The organism is Micromonospora olivasterospora (genome assembly GCF_007830265.1).
In the GTDB taxonomy this organism is placed as follows: Bacteria; Actinomycetota; Actinomycetes; order Mycobacteriales; family Micromonosporaceae; genus Micromonospora; species Micromonospora olivasterospora.
In genome coordinates this window covers 69,120-92,578 of the sequence record NZ_VLKE01000002.1, presented here as the reverse complement: position 1 = coordinate 92,578, position 23,459 = coordinate 69,120, and the positions used below count along the sequence as shown (strand labels likewise).

At 69.2% G+C, this 23,459-nt stretch carries 16 protein-coding genes and 1 CRISPR repeat array; of the genes, 6 read left to right on the top strand and 10 right to left on the bottom strand.

All coding sequences use genetic code 11. The features are described 5' to 3' along the window. Positions 1 to 61 precede the first annotated feature (61 nt). The 3 genes from istA to istB are packed head-to-tail and all read left to right on the top strand — an operon-like array spanning position 62 to position 2,462. Positions 62 to 1,306 carry an IS21 family transposase gene (istA, locus tag JD77_RS31540; RefSeq protein ID WP_145777920.1) on the top strand — a complete coding sequence of 415 codons (1,245 nt, stop codon included), beginning with the start codon at positions 62 to 64 and terminating at the stop codon, positions 1,304 to 1,306. Next, on the top strand, positions 1,306 to 1,641 hold the full coding sequence (locus JD77_RS31535; protein WP_145777919.1) for a hypothetical protein: 336 nt from the start codon (positions 1,306 to 1,308) through the stop codon (positions 1,639 to 1,641). The genes istA and JD77_RS31535 overlap by 1 nt, the downstream gene beginning before the upstream one ends. Then, the gene (gene istB, locus JD77_RS31530; RefSeq protein ID WP_246141390.1) at positions 1,641 to 2,462 is read left to right on the top strand and encodes an IS21-like element helper ATPase IstB; all 822 of its coding nucleotides are present in this window, start codon (positions 1,641 to 1,643) and stop codon (positions 2,460 to 2,462) included. The genes JD77_RS31535 and istB overlap by 1 nt, the downstream gene beginning before the upstream one ends. Before the next feature lie 107 nt (positions 2,463 to 2,569). Beyond that, positions 2,570 to 8,723: a CRISPR direct-repeat array (repeat unit 37 nt; unit sequence GTTGCGATCCTCGCCCGGCGCGGAGGCCGGGCGCAGC). A gap of 126 nt (positions 8,724 to 8,849) precedes the next feature. On the opposite strand, the gene cas2 is transcribed toward istB, so the two are convergent. The 8 genes from cas2 to JD77_RS31490 all read right to left on the bottom strand — a co-directional run bounded on the left by cas2 (position 8,850) and on the right by JD77_RS31490 (position 17,755). Beyond that, positions 8,850 to 9,140: a CRISPR-associated endonuclease Cas2 gene (cas2, locus tag JD77_RS31525; protein ID WP_145777918.1), complete on the bottom strand. Its 291-nt coding sequence runs from the start codon at positions 9,138 to 9,140 to the stop codon at positions 8,850 to 8,852. Between the two features lie 3 nt (positions 9,141 to 9,143). Beyond that, positions 9,144 to 10,172, bottom strand: a complete 1,029-nt coding sequence (cas1c, locus tag JD77_RS31520) for a type I-C CRISPR-associated endonuclease Cas1c (RefSeq protein ID WP_145777917.1) — start codon at positions 10,170 to 10,172, stop codon at positions 9,144 to 9,146. Further along, the gene (cas4, locus tag JD77_RS31515; protein ID WP_145777916.1) at positions 10,165 to 10,815 is read right to left on the bottom strand and encodes a CRISPR-associated protein Cas4; all 651 of its coding nucleotides are present in this window, start codon (positions 10,813 to 10,815) and stop codon (positions 10,165 to 10,167) included. Before cas4 ends, cas1c begins: the two co-directional genes overlap by 8 nt. Then, positions 10,812 to 11,675 (bottom strand): type I-C CRISPR-associated protein Cas7/Csd2, encoded by an 864-nt coding sequence (gene cas7c / locus JD77_RS31510; protein ID WP_145777915.1) that lies wholly within the window; start codon positions 11,673 to 11,675, stop codon positions 10,812 to 10,814. Before cas7c ends, cas4 begins: the two co-directional genes overlap by 4 nt. Next, the gene (gene cas8c, locus JD77_RS31505; protein ID WP_145777914.1) at positions 11,672 to 13,516 is read right to left on the bottom strand and encodes a type I-C CRISPR-associated protein Cas8c/Csd1; all 1,845 of its coding nucleotides are present in this window, start codon (positions 13,514 to 13,516) and stop codon (positions 11,672 to 11,674) included. Before cas8c ends, cas7c begins: the two co-directional genes overlap by 4 nt. Beyond that, positions 13,516 to 14,205 carry a type I-C CRISPR-associated protein Cas5c gene (gene cas5c, locus JD77_RS31500; RefSeq protein WP_145777949.1) on the bottom strand — a complete coding sequence of 230 codons (690 nt, stop codon included), beginning with the start codon at positions 14,203 to 14,205 and terminating at the stop codon, positions 13,516 to 13,518. The genes cas8c and cas5c overlap by 1 nt, the downstream gene beginning before the upstream one ends. Positions 14,206 to 14,770: 565 nt before the next feature. Next, complete coding sequence (cas3, locus tag JD77_RS31495; protein ID WP_145777948.1) at positions 14,771 to 17,032, bottom strand: CRISPR-associated helicase Cas3'; 2,262 nt, start codon at positions 17,030 to 17,032, stop codon at positions 14,771 to 14,773. A gap of 72 nt (positions 17,033 to 17,104) precedes the next feature. Beyond that, positions 17,105 to 17,755, bottom strand: a complete 651-nt coding sequence (locus JD77_RS31490; protein WP_425463604.1) for a recombinase family protein — start codon at positions 17,753 to 17,755, stop codon at positions 17,105 to 17,107. 483 nt (positions 17,756 to 18,238) lie between these two features. On the opposite strand from JD77_RS31490, the gene JD77_RS31485 reads away from it, so the two are divergent. Both JD77_RS31485 and JD77_RS31480 read left to right on the top strand, forming a co-directional pair. Then, on the top strand, positions 18,239 to 18,676 hold the full coding sequence (locus JD77_RS31485) for a hypothetical protein (protein WP_145777913.1): 438 nt from the start codon (positions 18,239 to 18,241) through the stop codon (positions 18,674 to 18,676). Further along, positions 18,673 to 18,867: a hypothetical protein gene (locus JD77_RS31480; RefSeq protein ID WP_145777912.1), complete on the top strand. Its 195-nt coding sequence runs from the start codon at positions 18,673 to 18,675 to the stop codon at positions 18,865 to 18,867. The genes JD77_RS31485 and JD77_RS31480 overlap by 4 nt, the downstream gene beginning before the upstream one ends. An 886-nt stretch (positions 18,868 to 19,753) precedes the next feature. Here the strand turns inward: JD77_RS31480 and JD77_RS31475 are convergent. Then, complete coding sequence (locus JD77_RS31475) at positions 19,754 to 21,466, bottom strand: fibronectin type III domain-containing protein (RefSeq protein ID WP_145777911.1); 1,713 nt, start codon at positions 21,464 to 21,466, stop codon at positions 19,754 to 19,756. A 337-nt stretch (positions 21,467 to 21,803) separates the two neighbouring features. Between JD77_RS31475 and JD77_RS31470 the strand changes: the two genes are divergently transcribed. Further along, on the top strand, positions 21,804 to 22,352 hold the full coding sequence (locus JD77_RS31470) for a peptidase inhibitor family I36 protein (protein ID WP_145777910.1): 549 nt from the start codon (positions 21,804 to 21,806) through the stop codon (positions 22,350 to 22,352). 74 nt (positions 22,353 to 22,426) lie between these two features. On the opposite strand, the gene JD77_RS31465 is transcribed toward JD77_RS31470, so the two are convergent. Then, on the bottom strand, positions 22,427 to 23,458 hold the full coding sequence (locus tag JD77_RS31465) for a CU044_5270 family protein (protein ID WP_145777909.1): 1,032 nt from the start codon (positions 23,456 to 23,458) through the stop codon (positions 22,427 to 22,429). Between the last annotated feature and the right edge of the window lies 1 nt (position 23,459).

Below are 23,459 nucleotides of genomic sequence, written 5' to 3'. Positions count from 1 at the left end.
GACCCCGTGTCGACGGGTCAAAACTGACCCCCTTCAGTGATCTTGAGTTAAGACATGGAGGGTGATCAAAGTGGAGGATTGGGCGGAAATCCGCCGGCTCTACCTGGCCGAGCAGATGCCGATCAAGGCGATCGCGCGCAAGCTCGGGCTGTCGCGTAACACGGTCCGTAGCGCGGTTCGGTCGGTGCAGCCGCCGAAGTACGTGCGGGCGGCGAAGGGCTCGATCGTGGACGCGGCCGAGCCGCGGATCCGGGCGTTGTTGAAGGAGTTTCCGGACATGCCGGCGACGGTGATCGCGGAGCGTATCGGTTGGACGCGGTCGTTGACGGTGCTCAAGGAACGGGTCCGTGAGTTGCGGCCGGTGTATGCGCCGGTTGATCCGGCTTCGCGCACTGTCTACGGGCCTGGCGAGCGGGCGCAGTGTGATCTGTGGTTCCCGCCGGCGCCGGTTCCGTTGGGGTTCGGGCAGGTGGCCTCCCCGCCGGTGCTGGTGATGGTGTCGGGCTATTCCCGCTGGTTGTGCGCGACGACGATCCCTACGCGGTCCGCGGAGGATCTGGTCCTGGGGCAGTGGGCGGTGCTGGTTCAGCTGGGTGGGGTGCCGCGGGAGTTGGTGTGGGACAACGAGTCCGGGGTGGGCCGCTACGGTGGCGCGCAGCCCAAACTCACCGCGCAGTTCAGCGTGCTGCGCGGGATGGTGGGCACCAGGGTGCGGATCCTGCGCCCGCGGGATCCGGAGTCCAAGGGCCTGGTCGAGCGTGCCAACGGCTATCTGGAGACCTCCTTCCTGCCCGGACGCCGGTTCGCCAGCGTGGCCGATTTCAACATCCAGTTGGCTGATTGGATCGCCCTGGCCAACACCCGGCCGAAGCGGGCACTCGATGCGGCGGCGCCGGCCGATCGGATCGGCGCGGACCGGGCCGCGATGGGCGCGTTGCCGCCGAGCGAGGCCACGGCGATCGGCTGGCGGCACACGGTACGACTCGGACGTGACCACTACGTCCGGCTCGACAGTTGCGACTACTCGGTGCACCCAAACGCCGTGGGACACCGGGTCGAGGTCACCGCCGATCTGCACACCGTGCGCGTCCTGCGCTCCGGTGTTCTGGTCGGCGAGCACGAACGGTGCTGGGCCCGGCAGCAGACCATCACCGACCCCGAGCACGCGAAGGCGGCAACGGTGATGCGGCAGGCGTATCAAGACCGGCCCCGAGGCCGCGCCGCGGCCCAGGTGGCGTGTCGGGACCTGGCCGACTACGACCGGATCCTCGGCACCAGCGGCGACGACCTGGCGGAGGTGGCCTGATGACCCCCACCACCACGGCGGCGCAGGCGAGTGCGCTGACCGCCGCCGCGTCCTTGCTGGCCACCGCCGCGTTGATGGACGCCGTCGGCACGCAACGCGTGTCGGTGACCGTGGCCGACGTCGACATCGACATCCAGGTCCCGGCCCGCACCGGCACCGAAGCGGCCCGGGCGGCGGTCGTGGCCGCCTACGCCCACGCGTTGTCGACGCCGGTGCACCGCCGCGCCGGCGGCCCGCACACGTGGATCGAGGCCCACGGCACCATCGCCGGCCATCCGGTCCACGTCTGGACCATCGCCGACTGCGAACCGGCCACGCGACAGGCGGTGGCCTGATGCCCACCAAGACCACCACCCACCCCGGAGGTATCGGCACGGCGACCAGCCGGGACACCACCGCCGAGATCGCCTACCTGACCCGCGCGCTCAAGGCGCCGACCCTGCGTGACGCCGTCACCCGACTGGCCGACCGCGCCCGCACCGAGAACTGGACACACGAGGAATTCCTGGCCGCCTGCCTCCACCGTGAGGTCGCCGCCCGGGAGTCCCACGGCGGTGAGGGCCGCATCCGCGCCGCCCGCTTCCCCGCCCGGAAGGCCCTGGAAGAGTTCGACTTCGACCACCAGCGCTCGTTGAAACGCGACCTCCTCGCCCACTTGGGCACCCTCGACTTCGTCGCCGCCCGAGACAACGTGGTGTTCCTCGGCCCTCCCGGCACCGGCAAGACCCACCTCGCCACCGGCCTGGGCATCCGTGCCTGCCAAGCCGGCCACCGCGTCGCGTTCGCCACCGCCGCCGAATGGGTCGCCCGACTGGCCACCGCGCACAACGCCGGCCGACTACAAGACGAGATCACCAAACTCGGCCGCATCCCACTGATCATCATCGACGAGGTCGGCTACATCCCGTTCGAACCCGAAGCCGCGAACCTGTTCTTCCAACTCATCTCCGCCCGCTACGAACGCGCCAGCCTCATCGTCACCTCTAACAAACCCTTCGGCCGCTGGGGCGAGGTCTTCGGCGACGACACCGTCGCCGCCGCCATGATCGACCGCCTCGTCCACCACGCCGAAGTCATCAGCCTGAAAGGAGACAGCTACCGCCTCAAAAACCGCGACCTCGGCCGCGTCCCCGCAGCCACCAACGACGACCGATAAACAACCAGGGGGGTCAAATTTCGGCCGCCGCTAAAGGGTCAAATTTCGAATGTCGTTGACACGGGCGCAGCGAGCGGGACCAGCTGCGTATCCAGCTGGCCGGCAAGGTTGCGATCCTCGCCCGGCGCGGAGGCCGGGCGCAGCTCGACCAGGTCCACGCCTTCCTGCGTACCCAGTTCAAGTTGCGATCCTCGCCCGGCGCGGAGGCCGGGCGCAGCCAGGGAGATTGACATCATGCGCCGCGTCGCTCGGGGTGTTGCGATCCTCGCCCGGCGCGGAGGCCGGGCGCAGCGCGGAGACGATCCGGTTCAAGGTGCCGCAGGTGTTCCTGTTGCGATCCTCGCCCGGCGCGGAGGCCGGGCGCAGCCCTGGGCGTCCTTCTCCGTCGCGTCGAGGCTCTTGCCGTTGCGATCCTCGCCCGGCGCGGAGGCCGGGCGCAGCGTCGTGGGTGCGGCCGTGGCTGGGCGCGACCACGACGTTGCGATCCTCGCCCGGCGCGGAGGCCGGGCGCAGCTCGGCGACCTCCTCGGCGAGGGTCTGCAGCGACATCGTGTTGCGATCCTCGCCCGGCGCGGAGGCCGGGCGCAGCATCCCGACCGAGGACCCGAAGGTCGATCCGGACCGGGTGTTGCGATCCTCGCCCGGCGCGGAGGCCGGGCGCAGCCAGGCGCCGCGCAGGACGGTCATGTCCGGGCTGTAGTCGTTGCGATCCTCGCCCGGCGCGGAGGCCGGGCGCAGCCGGGCTGGTGAAGGGCGACGGCGACGATGGCGAAGGGTTGCGATCCTCGCCCGGCGCGGAGGCCGGGCGCAGCACTGGCTGAGCAGTGAGCTAACCAGGAGGAGTCTCATGTTGCGATCCTCGCCCGGCGCGGAGGCCGGGCGCAGCACTGGCTGAGCAGTGAGCTAACCAGGAGGAGTCTCATGTTGCGATCCTCGCCCGGCGCGGAGGCCGGGCGCAGCCTGACCGCCGAGATCTCCAAGACCGAGCAGGCGATCAAGTTGCGATCCTCGCCCGGCGCGGAGGCCGGGCGCAGCCCGGCGCGAAAACGTTCCGCCGCTGGATCACCCACGTTGCGATCCTCGCCCGGCGCGGAGGCCGGGCGCAGCACAGCCACTTGTTGGCCTCGTCCGCCACGGCCTGGCCGTTGCGATCCTCGCCCGGCGCGGAGGCCGGGCGCAGCCTGTGCGGCCTGACCGACGACGGCCGCGAGTGGTGCGAGTTGCGATCCTCGCCCGGCGCGGAGGCCGGGCGCAGCCGGCGGCCTTGCCCGCGAACACGGCCACGCCGGTGAAGTTGCGATCCTCGCCCGGCGCGGAGGCCGGGCGCAGCTCCTACCAGCGGGCAAACGTGCGCTCGTACGGGGAGTTGCGATCCTCGCCCGGCGCGGAGGCCGGGCGCAGCGAGCAGGCGGAGACGTCCACGCTGTCGCTGACGCTCAAGTTGCGATCCTCGCCCGGCGCGGAGGCCGGGCGCAGCCTGATCCAGCCGAAGATGGATTCCCTCGGTTTTCGTGGTTGCGATCCTCGCCCGGCGCGGAGGCCGGGCGCAGCGCCCCCCGCACGATGTGCCGGTCCTCGTCCCACATGTCGTTGCGATCCTCGCCCGGCGCGGAGGCCGGGCGCAGCCCGGATTCTCGTCGTCGACCAGGTAGGCGTCGATCTCGTTGCGATCCTCGCCCGGCGCGGAGGCCGGGCGCAGCACCGGAAGGTGGCGGAAGAGGCAGCCGCGTGCCGGGCGGTTGCGATCCTCGCCCGGCGCGGAGGCCGGGCGCAGCCCGACGCGGACCACGCGGCCGTCGACCTCCACGAGGAGTTGCGATCCTCGCCCGGCGCGGAGGCCGGGCGCAGCTCGAGGGTGTAGACGACGATGGTGTCGCCGGGGCGGGCGTTGCGATCCTCGCCCGGCGCGGAGGCCGGGCGCAGCGGGGCCGGCTACCTGGCGATGCGCGGCAACGGTGACTCGTTGCGATCCTCGCCCGGCGCGGAGGCCGGGCGCAGCACGTGCAACTGCGGGTCCAGGTCCCTGCTGGTCGTCTGGTTGCGATCCTCGCCCGGCGCGGAGGCCGGGCGCAGCGCGGCGAGCCGGCCCCGCGCGCCGACCTGGCCCCGGTTGCGATCCTCGCCCGGCGCGGAGGCCGGGCGCAGCGGCCAACGTCGTCGGGTTGGCCTGGCCGGGCGACAGTGTTGCGATCCTCGCCCGGCGCGGAGGCCGGGCGCAGCGCCCGGATGAAAGCGGCGAAGCTCGCCGCGAAAGAGGTGTTGCGATCCTCGCCCGGCGCGGAGGCCGGGCGCAGCTGGCGGCGTTCCACGTCACGACCGACGGAGACTGGCGGTTGCGATCCTCGCCCGGCGCGGAGGCCGGGCGCAGCCCGTCAACTGTCGACTCGTACCGGCCACCCGGGTAGGCGTTGCGATCCTCGCCCGGCGCGGAGGCCGGGCGCAGCACCGAGGAGACCGTCTGGTCCGAGGCCCACGACTACGGGTTGCGATCCTCGCCCGGCGCGGAGGCCGGGCGCAGCCGCCCTATAGCGGCCAGACGACGAGCACCCGGTCGGTGTTGCGATCCTCGCCCGGCGCGGAGGCCGGGCGCAGCGTTTCCCGGTGGCCATCGCGGTGGCGCCGGGGGTGGTGTTGCGATCCTCGCCCGGCGCGGAGGCCGGGCGCAGCGGCGCGACCGCAGTGAAGTTCGGCGCCACGAACGCCACGTTGCGATCCTCGCCCGGCGCGGAGGCCGGGCGCAGCCCCGCGTAGGAGACAGCGTGCAGATAGACATCACCGCAGTTGCGATCCTCGCCCGGCGCGGAGGCCGGGCGCAGCCTGGCGATCGTGGACGCCCGGCTGTCCCGAGCAAGTCAGTTGCGATCCTCGCCCGGCGCGGAGGCCGGGCGCAGCGGCTGACGATGGTGTCGAAGTTCGCCAGGTCGGCGGCGGAGTTGCGATCCTCGCCCGGCGCGGAGGCCGGGCGCAGCAACGCGGCGCTGCCCCCCGCGTCCTTGCCGATGACGTCGTTGCGATCCTCGCCCGGCGCGGAGGCCGGGCGCAGCTGCTCTGCGCCACCGCGCCCAACGACGCCGCGACATTGTTGCGATCCTCGCCCGGCGCGGAGGCCGGGCGCAGCTGGTGGAGAAAAGCGCCCAACTACGCGCCACCGAGATCGTTGCGATCCTCGCCCGGCGCGGAGGCCGGGCGCAGCCTCGGCGGCCGCGCGCATCTCGCGCAGCTCGCCGAGATCGTTGCGATCCTCGCCCGGCGCGGAGGCCGGGCGCAGCAACCGGCTGCGCGGGCTGACCCGCAAACGCTGGCGAACGCCGTTGCGATCCTCGCCCGGCGCGGAGGCCGGGCGCAGCGGCGCCGCTCCAGGTCCTCGACACGGTCCTCCGGCACGTTGCGATCCTCGCCCGGCGCGGAGGCCGGGCGCAGCCACGGGTCGGGGTCGGTGAGGTCTTCGATCAGTTCGCGTTGCGATCCTCGCCCGGCGCGGAGGCCGGGCGCAGCCGTCGTCGCGCCGGTTCGGCATGGGTGTTCCCACCGTGTTGCGATCCTCGCCCGGCGCGGAGGCCGGGCGCAGCCTGTCGGCGCTGCTTACCACCGAGGGCGGCTCGGTGAAGTTGCGATCCTCGCCCGGCGCGGAGGCCGGGCGCAGCCCCCTTGAAGGTGCCTCAGCAAGGCTGGGCAAGCAATCAGTTGCGATCCTCGCCCGGCGCGGAGGCCGGGCGCAGCTGTCGATCGACTGGATGACTTCCTTGCCGTCGACGTAGTTGCGATCCTCGCCCGGCGCGGAGGCCGGGCGCAGCGCGCCCACGCGGGTTGACAGGGTGGCCGTCGAATACACGGTTGCGATCCTCGCCCGGCGCGGAGGCCGGGCGCAGCAGGTCGTCGCCTACGAGGTTGAGCTGGTCAGCGTCGGTGTTGCGATCCTCGCCCGGCGCGGAGGCCGGGCGCAGCACGGAGAACGGCGTACCCGTGCTGGCGTGGACGCCGCGGTTGCGATCCTCGCCCGGCGCGGAGGCCGGGCGCAGCTCGTCGCCGCCGGCCACGTCGGCCTCCGCCTGCCCGCGTTGCGATCCTCGCCCGGCGCGGAGGCCGGGCGCAGCCGCTCACCGAGGACCCCGAGGGCCGGTTCCTGCCGACGTTGCGATCCTCGCCCGGCGCGGAGGCCGGGCGCAGCGACATCATCCGCGCGACGGTCTGACCAGTGGTCAGCAGGTTGCGATCCTCGCCCGGCGCGGAGGCCGGGCGCAGCACGTCGAGCACCAGCGCCGACACCACAGCGCCGTAGGTTGCGATCCTCGCCCGGCGCGGAGGCCGGGCGCAGCGACGAGTCCGAGGCGCTGCGCCGCATCGACCAGACGTTGCGATCCTCGCCCGGCGCGGAGGCCGGGCGCAGCATCTCCTCAAGGGGTGGTTAGACGTGGGCCATGTCTTTGTTGCGATCCTCGCCCGGCGCGGAGGCCGGGCGCAGCACGGGCACACCGAACGGCAGCTCCGCGTCGGTACGAAGGTTGCGATCCTCGCCCGGCGCGGAGGCCGGGCGCAGCTCGAGATGGACCCCGCCGCCGCGCTCACCTACGCCATGTTGCGATCCTCGCCCGGCGCGGAGGCCGGGCGCAGCCCCGAGATCCGGCGCATCCTGCGAACCCTCGCCGATCCGTTGCGATCCTCGCCCGGCGCGGAGGCCGGGCGCAGCGCGTCGAAGGTCGGCGACGCCCGCGGCGACCACACCCGTTGCGATCCTCGCCCGGCGCGGAGGCCGGGCGCAGCACGACATCGAGCCGCGCCGGGCGTCGGTGGCGGAGTTGTTGCGATCCTCGCCCGGCGCGGAGGCCGGGCGCAGCTGCGGCACCAGGTGGACGAGATACGGGCTGGATCGGAGGTTGCGATCCTCGCCCGGCGCGGAGGCCGGGCGCAGCGCCCGGCCCGCCACCACGCACCCACGGCAACACCGCCGAGGTTGCGATCCTCGCCCGGCGCGGAGGCCGGGCGCAGCAGCCTTGCGGTAGATCACGATCACTCCTGCTGCCCAGGGGTTGCGATCCTCGCCCGGCGCGGAGGCCGGGCGCAGCTCGATGCACCGACTGTCGGAGTCCTCCGGGTCGCTGTCGGCGTTGCGATCCTCGCCCGGCGCGGAGGCCGGGCGCAGCCCCGGCCGGGTGGGCCGGGCGGGGGCGCAGTGCACGAGGTTGCGATCCTCGCCCGGCGCGGAGGCCGGGCGCAGCCTGTCGCAGGTGAAGCAGGCCATGAGTGGAAAGCAGGAGTTGCGATCCTCGCCCGGCGCGGAGGCCGGGCGCAGCCCGCCGCAGCCCGCGACGCGACCACTCTCGACGAGCGGGTTGCGATCCTCGCCCGGCGCGGAGGCCGGGCGCAGCGGCATACCCGAATAGCGAGTGAGGTGCGAAAGCGACCAGTTGCGATCCTCGCCCGGCGCGGAGGCCGGGCGCAGCTTTCCCTTGGCCATGGGGGTGGCTCTCCCTTCAGAGGTTGCGATCCTCGCCCGGCGCGGAGGCCGGGCGCAGCTCCCTGGCAGCAGCGTCACCTACGCGAACATCACACAGCGTTGCGATCCTCGCCCGGCGCGGAGGCCGGGCGCAGCCAGCTGTCGGGGCGCCACACGCCCGCAGCGAGGATGAAGTTGCGATCCTCGCCCGGCGCGGAGGCCGGGCGCAGCGGTGAGCGCGGAGGACGTTGCCGATCGCCACGCCCTCGTTGCGATCCTCGCCCGGCGCGGAGGCCGGGCGCAGCTCGCCGAGCACCACCGGTACCGGGCGATCGTCGTCGAGTTGCGATCCTCGCCCGGCGCGGAGGCCGGGCGCAGCTTGGCGCGGTCGCGTCCCGAAGCGAGCAGTTCCCGAGGTTGCGATCCTCGCCCGGCGCGGAGGCCGGGCGCAGCGAGCCTTGGCCTGGGCCTTGGTCGCGGGGGCGAACGCGTTGCGATCCTCGCCCGGCGCGGAGGCCGGGCGCAGCTGTTCGACCTGCCGGCCGCGCCGATCGAGCGCGCCGGCGTTGCGATCCTCGCCCGGCGCGGAGGCCGGGCGCAGCCGCAACCCGGCCGGGCCGTACTCCGGCCTGATCGGCCGGTTGCGATCCTCGCCCGGCGCGGAGGCCGGGCGCAGCCGGCGATCTGGCTGAAGAGCATGAGCGCCAGGGCGACGTTGCGATCCTCGCCCGGCGCGGAGGCCGGGCGCAGCGCCGGCCCTCCGCCGCAGGGTCGATGCCTTGCGCGTCGAGTTGCGATCCTCGCCCGGCGCGGAGGCCGGGCGCAGCGGCTCGCGAGCAGCAAAGATAGCGATCTGACGATGCATATTTGCTTGATCTGCGGTCCGTTTTGTTCATCTGTTCCAGATTTCTTGACTCCGAACCCCCTGGGGTTTCCGCGTTCACTTGGGGTTCCTAGATCACCAATGCTCCCCGTGGGTCGATCAGCCGTGGCTTGCCGAGGTGTTCGACGTCGTCGAGCGCGTGGGTTGGCAGCCGGTAGATCCGGATGCTGTCCTGGGTCGGGTCGATGGCCTCCTGGAGCGCGGCGACCATGCGTACCTTGTCGGTTTCGCGGCAGACGACCTCGAACACCGATTTCTGCACACGGTGGCCGTACGCCTCACAGATCTTGGCGACCTTGCGTAGTCGGCGTTGCCCCTGCGGGGTGACGGTCTCGACGTCGTACGTGACGAGCAGGTCCATGGATCAGTTTACCGTCCATGGCTGGTACGCAACGAGGTCTCCGCGGAGGTGACGGGCGAGCAGCCGGGCCTGTACTAGCGGCAGCAGTGCGGCGGGTACCTCCCGGCCGAGCTGCGCGTGGGGCCAGTTTCGCTGTCTGCTCTGCTGCCAGGCGGCCAACACGGTCTTGCGTCCGCTGTCTGTGAGTCGGTATGCCTTGTTTGGCAGTTCCTCGAAGTCGGTGGGGGTTAGCTCGCGCCGGTTGAGCATGGTGAGTGCGAGCCGGTCGGCCAGTAGTGGCCGGAATTCTTCCATCATGTCTAGGGCGAGGGCGGGCTTGCCTGGCCGGACGGCGTGTAGGAAGCCGATGTACGGATCGAGTCCGACCTGGTTGAGTGCGCCTTGGACGGCGACGCGGAGCATGCCGTACAGGAAGGAGAGCAGGCAGTTCAGCGGGTCGGTGGGTGGTCGTTTGTTCCGTCCGGAGGCTTTCCAGTCTTTGCTTTCGCTGAGCAGGTACGGCATGGCGGCGAAGTAGTCGCGTGCGGCGATGCCCTCGACGCCGAGTACTTCGTTGGTGCTGGCTGCGGTGGCGAGAAGTTCGAGCCGCCCGGCCAGCAGTTCGGCGCTCGCCCGCAGCGTGGTCTGTCGGTGTCCGCTGGTGTCTCGGGCCGCGCGTAGCAGCACTTGTCGCGCGTTGTGAATCTTGCCGGCGACGACGGCGACCGCGATCGGCAGTTGTCGGCCTGGGGAGTCGGCGGTCCGGTGCTGGGCTTGGCGAAGCAGCGGATTGCCGTGGGTGGGGCCGACCAGGCCGGCCCGGAACCGTCCGCTACCGGTGAGCCAGCTGACCGAGCGGCCATCGTCGGCGCATCGCAGCAGCAGGTCGTCGCTGGGTGTCACACCGCTGAACAGGACCAGGTGGTCGAGCCGGACTAGCGGCAGCAGCCTGCGTCCGGGCTGGTCGGGGTGGTACACCCGGACGGTGTCGCCATCGAGGTGCAGGCTGGTGCCGGGGGTTTGCACGTAGAGGGTGTTGAGCAGCTCAGTCACGCCACTGTCCCAATGGTCGTGGGGTCAACAGATCGGGTATGGCCTGCCACCGGCCGTCGGTCAGCTCGGGCAGGCAGTCCTCGCGCAGCGAGCATTGCCGGCAGCGGGCGTCGTTGCGTGCCGCAGGCAATGCCGGGGTGTCCAGCAGCCGGCGTACGGCCGCGGTCGCGGCCACGACCCGGTCGAGCAGGTCGGCGTCGATGGATACGGCGTGTCGGCGCCGTTCGGCCACCGAGTAGATGTAGCCGGTTGGCACGTCGAAGCCGGCTTCGAGGAGGCAGAGCGCCTGCCCGCCGAGTTGCAGCTCGGCGGGCCCGCCGGCTTTGTACCGTCCGACCTTGTATTCGACAGGTGTGGCCGTACCCCTCTCAAACTCGACGATGTCGCAGATGCCGCGCAGGCCGTGGGTGTGGCTCCACACCGGTAGTGACCGGATCACGGTGAGGCCCCGGCGGCGTTGGATGCCGGGCAGATCGACGGTGGTGTGGCTGAGGTCACCGCGTACCGTCTCGGCGCTTTCCGACCAGACGCCTTCGACGTGAATCAGCGCGGTCTGTCGGTGGCAGTAGGCGTAGTGCTCCAGCGCGGACAGCGGCACCTCCCGCAGGGCGGTGCCGCTGTCCGTCGGGTGGTCGTCGGTCACGGCCAGAGGTCGACCAGCTTGGTCAGCTCTACACCGTCCGGTAGCCCTGACTCGTCGATGGTGCGGGTGTAGTCGGTGTGGGCGCGTGCTGCCTTGTCGTCGTTTTTGCGCTTGAGCGTGATGCGTTGGGTGAGGGCGGCCGACGGGGCGACCCCGAAGGCGTCGGGGTGGCTGAACACGTAGAGGCCGCACAGCTTCATCTCGCCCCGGGTCGCGGCTCGGTCGTGGTCGAACATGACCGTGATGGCCTGCCATAGCGCGGCTAGGTCGTCGCTGGTCACGCCGGTCTTCGTGGCGCGGGGCGCGGAGTAGAACGCGTGCGCCCGGTACAGGCCGTACGGGACGGTCCACTTCGAGCCAATCTCCGTGCGTTCTCCCTTGTCGATGTCCTCCTGTCGGGTCTGCGTTACCCGAGTGATGGTGTGGTCGGTGGGCAGGATCGGATCGATGCTGCGGGCGAAAGTGAGCTGGAGCGGGCCGCGGACCTGGCCGGCGCCGCCGTCCTTGCCGGTACTGAGGACGCCGCCGAACATGCGGATGTCGAAGTAGTGCTCGCACATCCACCGTTGCGCCTCGTCGGCCTTGCCCGGGTTGGCCTTCAGCGCCTGCTCGATCCGGGTGTTCAGGGCGAAGCCGGCCTCGACGAAGATGCCGTAGTGCGGGTTGTCGCCGCGCAGCAGCGACACCGTGTCGCGGATCTTGCGCTTGATCGCCACGTCGGTGATCAGGCCCTGTCCGGTTTCGTCGTCGGTACGCGGCTGGTTGCCGGCGTCCGGGTCGCCGTTGGGGTTTCCGTCGCTGACGTCGAACAGCAGGACGGCGTCGTGGCGACGGGTGGGGTCGAGGTGCGCGGCGGTCATGCGTCGTCTCCTTCGTCGTTGGTGGTTGGCTTGACGTCGTCGGGCTCGGGGGGAAGGTCGGTCTTCTTCTTGTTCGCAGCCGCCGCGAGTCGTTCCGCCCGCATCTCGGCCCGCTGCTGGTGGTAGCCGAGGATGAACTGGGCCTTGTCGGTCAGCACCGCACCGCGGGGAATCGCGACGCCAAGCTGGACAAACAGGTCGTCGAGTCGCCGTTCGTACGCGTCGGACCAGTTCGGTCGGCGCAGGGGCCCGCGCAGTCGTTTGAGCCACGCCTGCACGTTGCGGCGGCCGGAAACGATGACGACCTGCGGGTTGTCGATGGCCCGGCCGAAGTAGCGTTCGGCGAAGGTGGTGTTCAGCTTCTGGTCGGCGACCCGGAACACGGTCCGTTGCAGATCGTCCATGACGGCGAAGATGCGACCGGACACGTAAGCCGGCTGCTTGTGTTCCACACTCAAGGTCGGTGTCAGCCTCTCTCGTTCATGCGGGGGCAGGTTCGGGTAGCGGCGCAGGGCAAGCCGGATCAGTGCGGCTCGGGCAGCGTCGAGCCGGCCGTCGATGCGGATCCGGTTGATCACGTGGTTGAGCAGTTTCGGCGGCAGCGGCCGCTTGAGCAGCGCGGCGCCGAGCAGCCGGTGGAACAGGTCAGGCGGACGGTGCTCACCGGACGCTCCGAACTTGGTCCAGGTCCCGGGGCCACCGTTGCGTCCCGCCTCGAACCGTCCCGCCGCCCGGGCCAGCTGCGAGACCTTGACCTCCACCACCTCACCGGTCCAGGCGTCGACGATCCTGTGGTCGCCGAACCAGGCCCGGACGTTGTCCTTCACCTGGCGGACCGGCTGCTCGACCCAGTCCCGCACAACCACCCGGGCGACGTTGCCGCCCACCGTCACCGAGCAATACCGAGACAGATCATCGACCGCCGCCTCCTTGCCACCCGCAGGACCCGCGATCAGGCTATGAATCTGGGTCGGGTCCAACTGCTCCACGGTCGCCCACGGGTCGAACGTCGAACCGCCCAGAACCCACCAGGCGAGCCGAGCGTTCTGCCCGGACAAGGCGGTGCTGTGCAGCGGATCGGAAAGCAGACCGGTCAGCGCGGTCATAAACTTCAGGCCACAGTCGGCGCAGATTGGGGTGTTGGTGAGTTGCTTCTGCAGCTCGTAGCCGTGCGCCGCCTCGTTCATGCTCACCAGCGACGCGCTTTGAGTAGCGCCGGGCAGCCACCGCCGAGGAATCTGCTGCGGCACGGTCTTGAGCAACGGCTGCACCTGCCCGCAGACCAGACACAGGCCCGAGCGCCCCGAACCCTTCCGGTCGCCAGCCACCCCGGCCCAGAACCGACGCGCCGAACCGGTATCCGCCGCGTAGACCCCGTCGACCCAGAAGCCGATCAGGTCACCCCTGCTCCAGTCGGCTGGCGGTTGGAGCACGCCGGCGTGCCCGTCCCGGTAGAAGGCGGCAACGGCCGGGCCCGGGCCGTCCGGTTCGGCAGCAGCCCAGTCGGCGATCAGGGCGCGGAAGGCGTCGTATTGCTTCGCAACCCGCTCCGGCTTGGCACCCTCCGACAGCCAGCCGAAGACGTACTCACCGTTGTCGACAGCGAGCACGGGCGAGATCCCAACGGTACGGGTCACCGCCGGCACCAGCCGCTGCGCGCCGAACCGGTGCTGCGGGTCGTCCTTGTCGGCGGTGTCGACAAGGTCTCCCCGGGGTACGCCGTTCGCGTCGATCTCCAGGCTCCACCGCACGGGTTTGCGAGCGTAGAACGCCGGAACGGCGCGGGCGGGGTCGGCGTCCGTGACGGTGTCGGCGTACTCCACCAGCCGTTGCAGCAGCACTAGGCCACCTGGCCTTCCATCGGAAGCGCCAGCTCGATTCCACGCTCGGGCACGTAGAGCACACCGTCGACGACCCGAGCTGCGAACCACTCCATCCTCGGCTGGGCAGACGTTCCGTCCCTATGGATGGAGTGCAGCATGATGCCGATCTCCTCGTTGACCTCCGCACGTCGGGTGTCATCCGGCCAACCGAACGCAGCACTGAACTCGCGAGTGCCGAGGTATGGCTGCTGGAAGCAGGCTCCCTTGCGGACCCGACGACGAAGCTGATCCCGGTACGCCGCGACCGGCTTGTCCGCGTGCGCGGCCAACTCGATGTGGGCGTGGATCCTGTACGCCACATCCCGCAAGCAGACGGCGTTGCGTTGATCGCGGTGAGCGGTGGTGTCCACCCGGCGGACGCCCTTGATCGCCTCGGCCAGCGGCGCAACATCGGAGGTCTCGTTGCGCCGGAGCGAGAACTGCTTCACCGGCTTGAGGACCTCGATCGCGACAACCTGGTACCGCATCTCCGGCTTCCAGAAGATCGATTCAAGTACGCCCACGGCAGCCGACGGAGTCATCACCGGATAGCTAACCCGCTCCACCTTCAGCTCCGGCCGCGAGAACAGCGCCGCCTCACCACTGACCTGCACAACCACCGGCAGATCACCCTCCGCGCTCCGCCGCAGAGTTAACCCGTTGACCACATCCGTCGTCACAGCACAAATCCCTCCACCTCAAAGACCAGAGGCAATCGAACATACGATCGAAGATTTACTGAACCATGGGATCGACAGATCCCTCACCAACAGGCGCGAGCATTCACGATCGGTACGACAAAAATGGCTGATTGATCAACCAGATGATGCTCGTCGCCAACCAGTGCCCGGGCATACGCTGGAACTCGCCCAGCTCATGCCCGGGGCAGCGACGAAAGCCTTCCGGCCACCATCCAAGGTTGCGATCCTCAGCACCACAAGGCACTGCAGACACTCAAGCTCACTTGGTGCCGCTCAATGTATCTAACTTCCTTGGGTGTTGGCCGGTTAAAACACCAGTCAGCATTTTGTCATTGACAGTATGTCCATGGCGGGGTATATCTCGCCAAGCCCCCGGCTCCGAGTGGTGGCGCTGTCTCTCGCAATAGGTGACTACCGCTGCGTCAACAAGCGTTCCGCCCAGGACCCGCCCACCCGTCAGGTCGAAGGCGGATCGAAGTACCAGTGGAGCGCGCTTCGCGTTTGCGCTTTCCTGGCGTCCCCGGGCCAGTCGTCAGAGAAGAAACTGCTCCAGATTCGGGTCAATATTGATGCCGGTGGCGTCGTCATACTCGCCAACCCACTCGACCAGCACGCCCCGCCGCACCTCGTTGCCACCGAGGATCGGCCGCATCAGCGCCATCACGCCAGGTCGGCGCAGCGCGCTGGGATGAAGGTTCGTGGTGAACGCCTGCAATCGTCGCAGCTTCGCCAAATCCGGAACCGGCGCCTGGCGCAGGTCCTCAACCAGTTGCTCCAGTTCACGCCGCAGCTGAGGCGTCTCAGCGCCCTGGGGCGTGACCACGCTGATCCCGTCATCGTTGATCATCCGGAACGCCAGCTTCCTATCCCGCCGTTTGGTGCTCGCGTCCATGGGCCCCTCGGCCACGGTCTCGAACTCCCACCGCCGGCGGGCCTGCTGGATGCGCTGCCCAACGTGTTGACTGTCGGCGATGTTGAGCAGGTCGTACACGTTGCGGTAGTAGCGTCCTAGCGCCGTCAGGTCGTCCGGGTCGGCCTTGTCCGGTCCGAACTGGCGCCCGGTGCAGCCGACCAGTGTCTTGTACGTGGGCGGCTGCCCGCCGTCCTCCGACGCGAACACGACCACTCGGCCGCCCTCCGCCATCCGCCCCTCGCGGTTGGCTCGCCCGGCTGCCTGAAGCAGCGAGTCGGCCGGCGCCATCGCCCGGAACACCACTGGGAAGTCGACATCCACCCCAGCCTCGATCAGTTGAGTGGCCACAAGCAGAACGGGCTCGCCCCGGCCAAGGCGTGCCCGTACCGTCTCGAGCACCCTCCGCCGGTGGTCCGGACACATCCGGGTGGACAGGTGCCAAGCCACACCATCCGGCGCGGCAGCCCGCCAGTGGTCAAACACCGCCTTGGCGTCCGCGGTCGTGTTGACCACAACCAGCGCCGCAGGCTCCGACGCGGCCTGGTCGGCGATGCCAGCCAGCGTTGGCTTCGGGTCGAGCTGCCACTCGTACCGCACTCGTCGCAGATCACTGACCAGCTTCGGCGTGTCGTGGATCAGGTCGGTGCAGGGCATGCCCTTGAACTCGTCGAGCGCCCAAAAGCTCGGCTGTGTTGCCGAGGAGAGCAGCACGGACGCGCCGAAGTGCCGCACGAGCAGCCGGAGTCCGTCGAGTATCGGCGCGAGCATCGCGTGCGGCAACGCCTGCACCTCGTCCAGCACAATCACCGAGTTGGCCAGCCGGTGCACTCGGCGCATCGCCGACGGTTTGCGGGCATACAGCGACTCGAAGAGCCGGACGAAGGTGGTGACGACGAACGGAGCGTCCCAATTCTCGGCCGCCAGCCGCGCCCACCGGCCGGCTTCCGGGTCGTCGAAGTCAGCCTGGCTGTGGTGTTCGAGGACGACCGGCTCGGCCCCGTCCTCGTTGAGCAACCGGCGGTAGACGGCGGCGTTCTGCTCGGTGATGGTGAGGAACGGGACCGCGACGATCACCCGCCGCAGGCCATGCGTCTCTGCGTGCCGCAGCGCGAAGCCACCGCTCGCGAGGGTCTTCCCGGCCCCGGTCGGCGCACCGAGGCGAAACACTCCACGATCCCGCTCAGCCGCCGATAGGCAGTCCGCGTAGACCTGCTCCCGCAGACGGCCTACCGGAGTACCGCCGCGCCCGGCGAGTGCGTCAGACCGCCGCTGCTCGAACAGCTTGTACAGGTGGCCGAAGTCGACGTCCGGACCCACTCGTGGATTGGCCAGTCCCTGAAAATGTGCGCTGGTGTCCAGGCTGTCCGCATCGACCAGAGCGCTGTAGCACAGACGCAGTGCCATCTCCCCCACCAGCGGATCTGCCCGCCAGTGCGCCGGCACCATATGGTCGAGCCGCCCTGGCAGGTCCGGCAACAGCCCAGGCAGTTCCCGCTCAGCCGACGCCACGTTGCCGGGTGCGTCAGCAAGTCTCTTCCGGAACGCGTCGCGCAGGCTAGGCGTATCGATCAGTCCGCCATGGTGGCCGAAGACCGCACCGGCGAACCCGCCGAGTCCACGATCGTACGCGACCCGGGTACCGAGTGACTTATGGTCGATGCCGACTGGACCGCCAGTGGACGCGACAGCAGCAAGCTTGTCCTGCCAGGCGCAGGCCGCCTTGCCCACGTCATGCAGCGCACCAAGCCAGTACGCAACGTCACCCCCACCGAACGGGACGGCGAACCGTCGCGCCAACTCCGCGGTGCTACGAAGATGCTCGGCAAGAGAATGCCACCGGGTACGGCCAGGAGCAGGGCTGTGCGCCCACAGAGAACTCACACCAGCCACGAAGACTCCTCACCAACGTCGTAGAGGCGTACCTCACTACAGATCCTGAATGATTCGGCTGGCTCACCGGCCTCCCAGAGCGACCTGTTCGCGTTGGGCCGGGATGAGGCCAGGCAGCGCGCTGTACAGGGTGCTGCGCGAAACGCCGAGAAGCTTGGCGATCGAGGTCATCGTGCGGTTCGGCTCGGCGAGCAACTGCAGGGCGTACGCGGCCTTCTCCGGTGTCATCGCCGGCGGCCGGCCGAGACGTTGCCCGCGGGCGCGAGCGGCGGCCAGGCCCTCGTTGGTGTTGGCCACGATGATGGTTCGTAGGAACTCGGCCAACGCAGCGAAGACATGGAAGACGAACATCCCGCCTGCGGTGGTGGTGTCTAGCTTCTCGTGCAGGGACTGGAAACCGACGCCATGGCGCTTGAGCCGACCGACGATGCCAATCAGATCCTCCAGCGATCGGCCGAGCCGGTCGAGCGAGAGGACGGTGAGCACGTCGCCGGGCCGGATGTACTCGAACACCTTGGCCAGCTCGGGCCGGTCCGTGTTCTTACCGGAGGCCTTGTCGAAGAAGCACTTGGCGCAGCCGGCCTCAGTCAGTGCGGCTTGCTGCCGGGCGAGATTCTGCTCACGGGTGGAGACTCGCCCGTAGCCGACGAGCACGCCCGCGAGCGGAGTCGGGGCGAGCAGGTCACCCTCGGCGGGCATGGGAGTGAGGGTCACGCTGTCCAGCGTGCCTGTCCTGACCCAACACAACTGATCAGTGGGCACGCTTGTGACCAGCGAGATGTCAACTTCACTGGACCCGCCGGGAGCTACGGAGACCCACTCGAACTGATACGTACGGAAGAAGCCGAGGACCGTAGGACCCGGCTCCGGCGGTTGCAGCCTTGGGCAACTCCGACACGCAGAGCAGCTTCAGTGGGTCGGCTGGCCTGACTGCCGGGCCAGCAGGTCAACTTGACTGGAACATGTCACCTTCGCCGGGTCAGGACAGTGCCCAATAAACCCGTCGTTGCATTGTTGGACACGCCGACTTCTCGGACGGGTTTTTCGGACGCGATCTGCCCACCCCGACGACGCATCTTGATCTTGTCCGGAAAACGATCGTTTCTCAAACAAGATCAGAAACCCGAAGGACGAGGCATCAAATGCGGCGCGCGCAATAACTTGTGATCATCGCAAACAAGTGCGCAGAATGTAGGCGTGACTCGACGAGACATCTTCACCGACGTGGCCGCGATCCTCTACCCGATCCCGCAACCCGACCCCGGCGAGGAGCACGACGACGGCTTTCTCGCGGCGCGAGACGAAGCTGCCGAGGACCAAGAACGTGCTGTCGAGAACCTGCGGGCCGCGTGGGACGGAGGCGACCAGGACCCGCTGATCGGCGCGCTGGCCGGTGCCCGCCGCGCGAAGGAGGAAGCCGAGCAGCGGATCCGCGAGCTGATCGCCTACGGCCGCGAGTTCGTCCAACCCCGCCCCTACACGCTGGGCGACCTGGCCGCAGCCGCCGGCATGTCCATCTCCGGCACCCGCACCGCCTACAGCCACCGCGATGTCGCCCAGGTCGCCGACGCCACCGGCGCCAAGCCCCGAGAGTGGCGAGCCTCCGATCCCGAGGACGGGCAGGCAACGGCATGAGCACGGCGGCCTGCCTCTGCCCAATCCGCTGGCAGCGCCTCTACGCCAATATCGAAGACACTCGCTACGAGGTGGAACCAAGTCTCGGCGACACCGCGACCAGCCTGCTGTTCCGAGCCTGGTGCGCTGGCTGCAACGCCGAGTACCCCCACCCGTTCCGCATCAGCGCTACGCGGCACCAGGCGGCCTGACCGGGCCACCCCGTGACCTCAATTGCGCTAGCCGTGCCGGACACGACACCCACCGGCAGGACGGCTTTAGCGCCAAATTCCGTCCCGTTCTTCCTTCCGACCCCCGTGTTCGGCGGTGGGCACGGGCATGGGAACCCACCCCACGGCCACCTGCCCCGCAGTCAACGGATGCCGTTCCGGCCCCCTCACAGTGAGGCCGGAGCGAGCGCGACGAACTGGCGCTGCCCCGACCGGCTCACGCGCACCTGGTGGGCCAGCGCGTCGCAGTGCGGGCACGTGGGGGGGGGGCACCGGCCCGGCGCAGGAGGCGGTCATGCACCCCAGACGGCAAGCGTCCGTCCACCGCGCCGTCGCAGCCAGCGATGAGAAGGAAAGGACCACGAGGGTCATCGCCATGGCCACCGCGGCCGATATGGCGGCAGAGATCCTGCACGCACCGGGTCGCGATGCCTGGCCACGACGGCCAGGACCATCGCTCACCTGCTACACCTGGTCGCCATTGTGGCTCGCAACCATCGCGGCCAGAGGTAGCCCTACCGAGCCCGGGGTTGACTCCCGTCAACCCCGGGCTCCCTGGAAACGATTGTCCCCGCCCCGTCGTCGTGCAGGGCAGTTCGGCGTCGAGGTACACAGGTCGCCGCCGGGCTGCCACACCTTGGCGCTGGGCTGACCGGCGCTACAAGGGCCTGCATCGTGCCGGTGTCCGCGCGCAGCCTCACCACAAGCGATCAAGCCCTCGGCGCTCCTAGACTGAACGGCTGTCGATAGCCGCCACCGGACCAGAGACATCTCTATGTAGGGGCGACCGCAGCGGTGCGCCTGGCAGGATCGTCGAGGACGAGCTGGGCGCTCGGGGCACGGCCCTGGAGATCCTCTCTGGGGCTTGTCATGCGGGGTCGTCGGGCCGATACGTGGCGATGATCTTGGAGAATTCGAACGCCTGTTGTTCGACGTATGTGCATTTGGCGAGGTCGTTGCCGCTGAGGTCCGCGCACTCGGGCAGGGTGCCCTGGTTACGGTCGCGGGTGGCGTCCCAGCCGGAGAGGCAGCCGAGTTGGCGTTCCCGGGCGAATTCGACGAGTTGACGCATGTTGTGCAGGGTGAAGATCTTCCCGTTGATGTGGCGGCCGAACATGGGGCAGGCGCCGATGCGACGCCATACCTTGGCGGGGACCCAGTCCGGCCAGGCGGCGGAGATCTGGGTGAACATGCCGTTGAGGGCGATGACGCAGCACTCGTAGGCGTCCGGTGGTGAGGTCTGGCCGAATTCCATGAGCATGCCGTTGATCAGGGAGGGTTGGATTCCGGCATTGGCGAGGCGGTGCAGGAGTCGTACCCCGCCGTCGTTGAAGCCGACGAGGCTTCCGGGTGCCCCGTCGACGGGCAGGGTGTAGGAGACCTTGAGGCTGGGGTGGGCCTGCAGGACTTGGGCGATGGCCGCGACGTGGCGGTCTTGGCCGGCGTCGTTGTGGATGAATCCGCCTTCGAAGTCGAAGTCGAGGTGGTTGACGTTGTAATTGGCCAGGATCGCTTCATAGGTCGCGGCGATCTTGACGACGTCGGTTTCCTCTTCTTCCAGGGGCACGTTGGACGCCCCGCCGAAGGACAGGATGGTCTTGCCGCGCCTGGCCGCGAACGCGGCTATGTCATCCTTGCCGTGGGTGCTGGTGGTGGCGTCGCCGAGGCTGTCGTAGCCGCCCCAGTAGACCTTCTTGTCGCCGCCGGGTTTAGCGACCAGGAATCCGGTGAAGAATCCGTCGATGCCGGACTCGTTGGCGTACTCGGTCAGTTGCGGGTTGGGCCAGGCCGTGTAGTCGACGAAGGGTGCCCGGGGGGCGTCCCAGTCGCCGGGGTCGGGTAGCGGCTGCGTGGTGGAGGCGGTGAAGTCCTCGGAGTAACCGGAGTAGTTGCGGGAGATGTCGTAGGCCCGGACCTGGAACGTGTACGTGGTGGAGGGTGCCAGGCCGGACACGGTGGCGTTGGGCCGGGGCGTCGTGATCGTGGCGATTGGGCCGTCGGCCGGATGGAAGGTGATCTCGTAACCCGCCACGGCGATGTTGTCGGTGGAGGGGGCCCACTCCAGGCTCAGACTGTGCGCGGCGGCGGCGAGGGCGCGGACCTGGCAGGGTGTGGTGGGTGGCTCGTTGTCGGCGGGCGGGTCGGCGCTGTGGCCATCAACGGTGAAGGTCTGCGGTAGCAGCTTGGGGTCCTCGCCGGCCCCGACGCCACCGTTCTGCATGGCGAGGGTGAACGACTGCGACCCGTGCGCCGGGATGATCTTCTTCTCCGCGACGAGGACACCTTCGATGGTGCGCACTGGTGACTCGGATGGCGTGAAGACGAGTCCGTAGTTGTTGACAATATGGTGGGCGTCGGTGAAGGAGAAAGCGATCTTCGGGTCGATGGTGTCTTCATCGGTGTAGTTGGTCAACGTGACCTTAAAGGTGGCCCACCACTCGTTGCCGTTGGGTAGCCATTCCGCAACAGCGATGACCATTCCCTGTTCGAGCGTCATACTGTCCTCCGAGCCTTCTGGCTTGATTTCATAGCGGCTGCAGCGCCGGCAGTCTCGTCCTGCCAGAAGCGCTGGATTGATCACGCCACCTGTGTCGCGGTGGCATGCGGCCGGGTCCTGAGCAGTTCAGGGCTCAAGACCCCGGCACGCCCTGGCGGGTCGTGTCCGCCGGTGCCGCAGTGGCGACTCCTGCGCCGACGAGTCCGGACAGGGCGAGGACTGCGGCCAGCCCGAGGGCGATGCGTAGCATCCGCATGAGCAAAACCTCCATAGAGGGATGCGAGTGGGTTGAGGGTTAGGCTGCCATCGACGACCGGCCCACATGTTAACTGTGTGTATCTATGCATGTTCGGAAAGTGACAGACGGGAGGGTGCCTAGGGTGGGAGGATCGGGGGTTACCCCTGACCGGCGACAAAACCCGTGAAGACCAACTCGAGGGCCGCGGCCCAGGAGCAGCCAGGCGTCGTCGACCGGGTCGTGCCGCGCGACACATCGCTCGCCTCGTTCCAGGGCCGCACCATCGACCTGTCCAAGAGTTGGGAGGGCGCGCAGGCCTGCGCCGTCCTGTCGCGCACCGAGGTGCGTTGTTACGCCTCCCGCGAGGAGGAGAAGGCCGATCTGGCTTCTCGCGCCACGTCGATCGGCGTGTCCCGGGGTACTGCCGGGCCCATTGGCACACTCGACTGGAACGGGTGCGACGAGGGCTGGGTGTGCATCTACGAGCACCAGAACTTCGGAGGTCGCAAGCTCAGTTTCAACGACGAGTTCTGGCACGACCTCGCGACTTGGGCGTTCGTGGACATGACGACGTCGTTCACGAACAACCAGGGTGGCGGGCTCTTCGGGTGTTCGGGCAGCGACAGCGGCATTCTCGGCGACGGCGCCGGTGACAACCTCACGATGACCGACTGCACGGCGTCGGCGAACCTGGGCACCTACAACGACCGGACCGAGGACATCCACGGCTGATGCCCTGAGCGGTTCAGCAATCGCACCCTCGTCTGGGTGGGTGGCGTCTCCGGGACGCCACCCACCCAGACTCGTCAGCGGGGCATGGTGGCGTACTCGGCGACCAGGTACGACCGGTAGGTGATCACTGCGGGGATCGTCACGTTCAACATGCCCGCCGTCTCGGTCAGCACCGCCTCGTATCCAAGCAACGCGCCGGAGGTCGGGTCAACGATCACGGTGTACTGGGCGGGTAGACCATGGGCGTCAGAGGTGATCGAGAACGCCTCCCCGGACCGCCCGGCGCGGTCGGTGACAGTGCCGGTCACCGTGATACCTGGCAGGTCAGCGAGAAGCCTGAGTGCCGCCGCGCGCTGCGCCGGGTTCAGCAGCCGCACGCCGGCGAGTTCGGCGATAGCCTCCAGGTACTGCACTGGGGCCTCCGGCGCGGGCGCGCCAGCAGTGAGCCACGCGCGCAACGTGGTGGCGTCCGTGGGCACCGGGCCCCGCCAGCGGTGGAACTCGCCGGCCGCGTAGTCGCGTGTCTTCTCCGACGAGTTGGTCCGGCCGCCGCGCTTCTTCCACTCCCGGCGGTCCTCGTCAGAACGGAACGTCGGGGGCAGTGCCTTCCAGATCTGCCGGCCGGCGTTGTCGTCGGTCCGCCAGGATCGCCACTGCTCCGGTACGACAGCGGACGTCGTTCGCCCGCCGGTGATCGAGGAGTTCAGGAACCAGTTCGCCGACTCCAGGTACTCGACTGTACCGGCTGGCCGCTGCGGTGCCGGCTGTCCCGCCGCCACCTCCGCCAGGCGCCGCAGCCGGGCTCTGGCCGGTTCCGTGCTCGCCGGCGGGCCGTAGGTGAGGATCGCGGGGGTGGCCGCGTACGCCGGCTGCGGATCCCGAGTCGTCTCCAGCACTACCGCACCAGCGAACAGCGCCAGGACCACCGCGCCAGCCGTCAGCACGAGACGGCGTCGTGGCACCGCCCGTCTGGCCGGACGATCCGCGCGGTCGGTGGCGAGGATTCGCGCCAGGTCGCGCGTACGACGCTCCTCGTCCTCGGGCCGGCTGTCCCGTGCGGGATCCAAGCCGCCCAACAGTTGACGTACCTCATCGGCAGAGTTCATC

Bases quoted from the DNA above. Each gene is read 5' to 3' on its own strand.
- JD77_RS31535 (WP_145777919.1), top strand. From the start codon at position 1,306: ATGACCCCCACCACCACGGCGGCGCAGGCGAGTGCGCTGACCGCCGCC.
- istB (WP_246141390.1), top strand. From the start codon at position 1,641: ATGCCCACCAAGACCACCACCCACCCCGGAGGTATCGGCACGGCGACC.
- cas2 (WP_145777918.1), bottom strand. From the start codon at position 9,140: ATGGACCTGCTCGTCACGTACGACGTCGAGACCGTCACCCCGCAGGGG.
- cas7c (WP_145777915.1), bottom strand. From the start codon at position 11,675: ATGACCGCCGCGCACCTCGACCCCACCCGTCGCCACGACGCCGTCCTG.
- JD77_RS31480 (WP_145777912.1), top strand. From the start codon at position 18,673: ATGAGCACGGCGGCCTGCCTCTGCCCAATCCGCTGGCAGCGCCTCTAC.
- JD77_RS31465 (WP_145777909.1), bottom strand. From the start codon at position 23,458: ATGAACTCTGCCGATGAGGTACGTCAACTGTTGGGCGGCTTGGATCCC.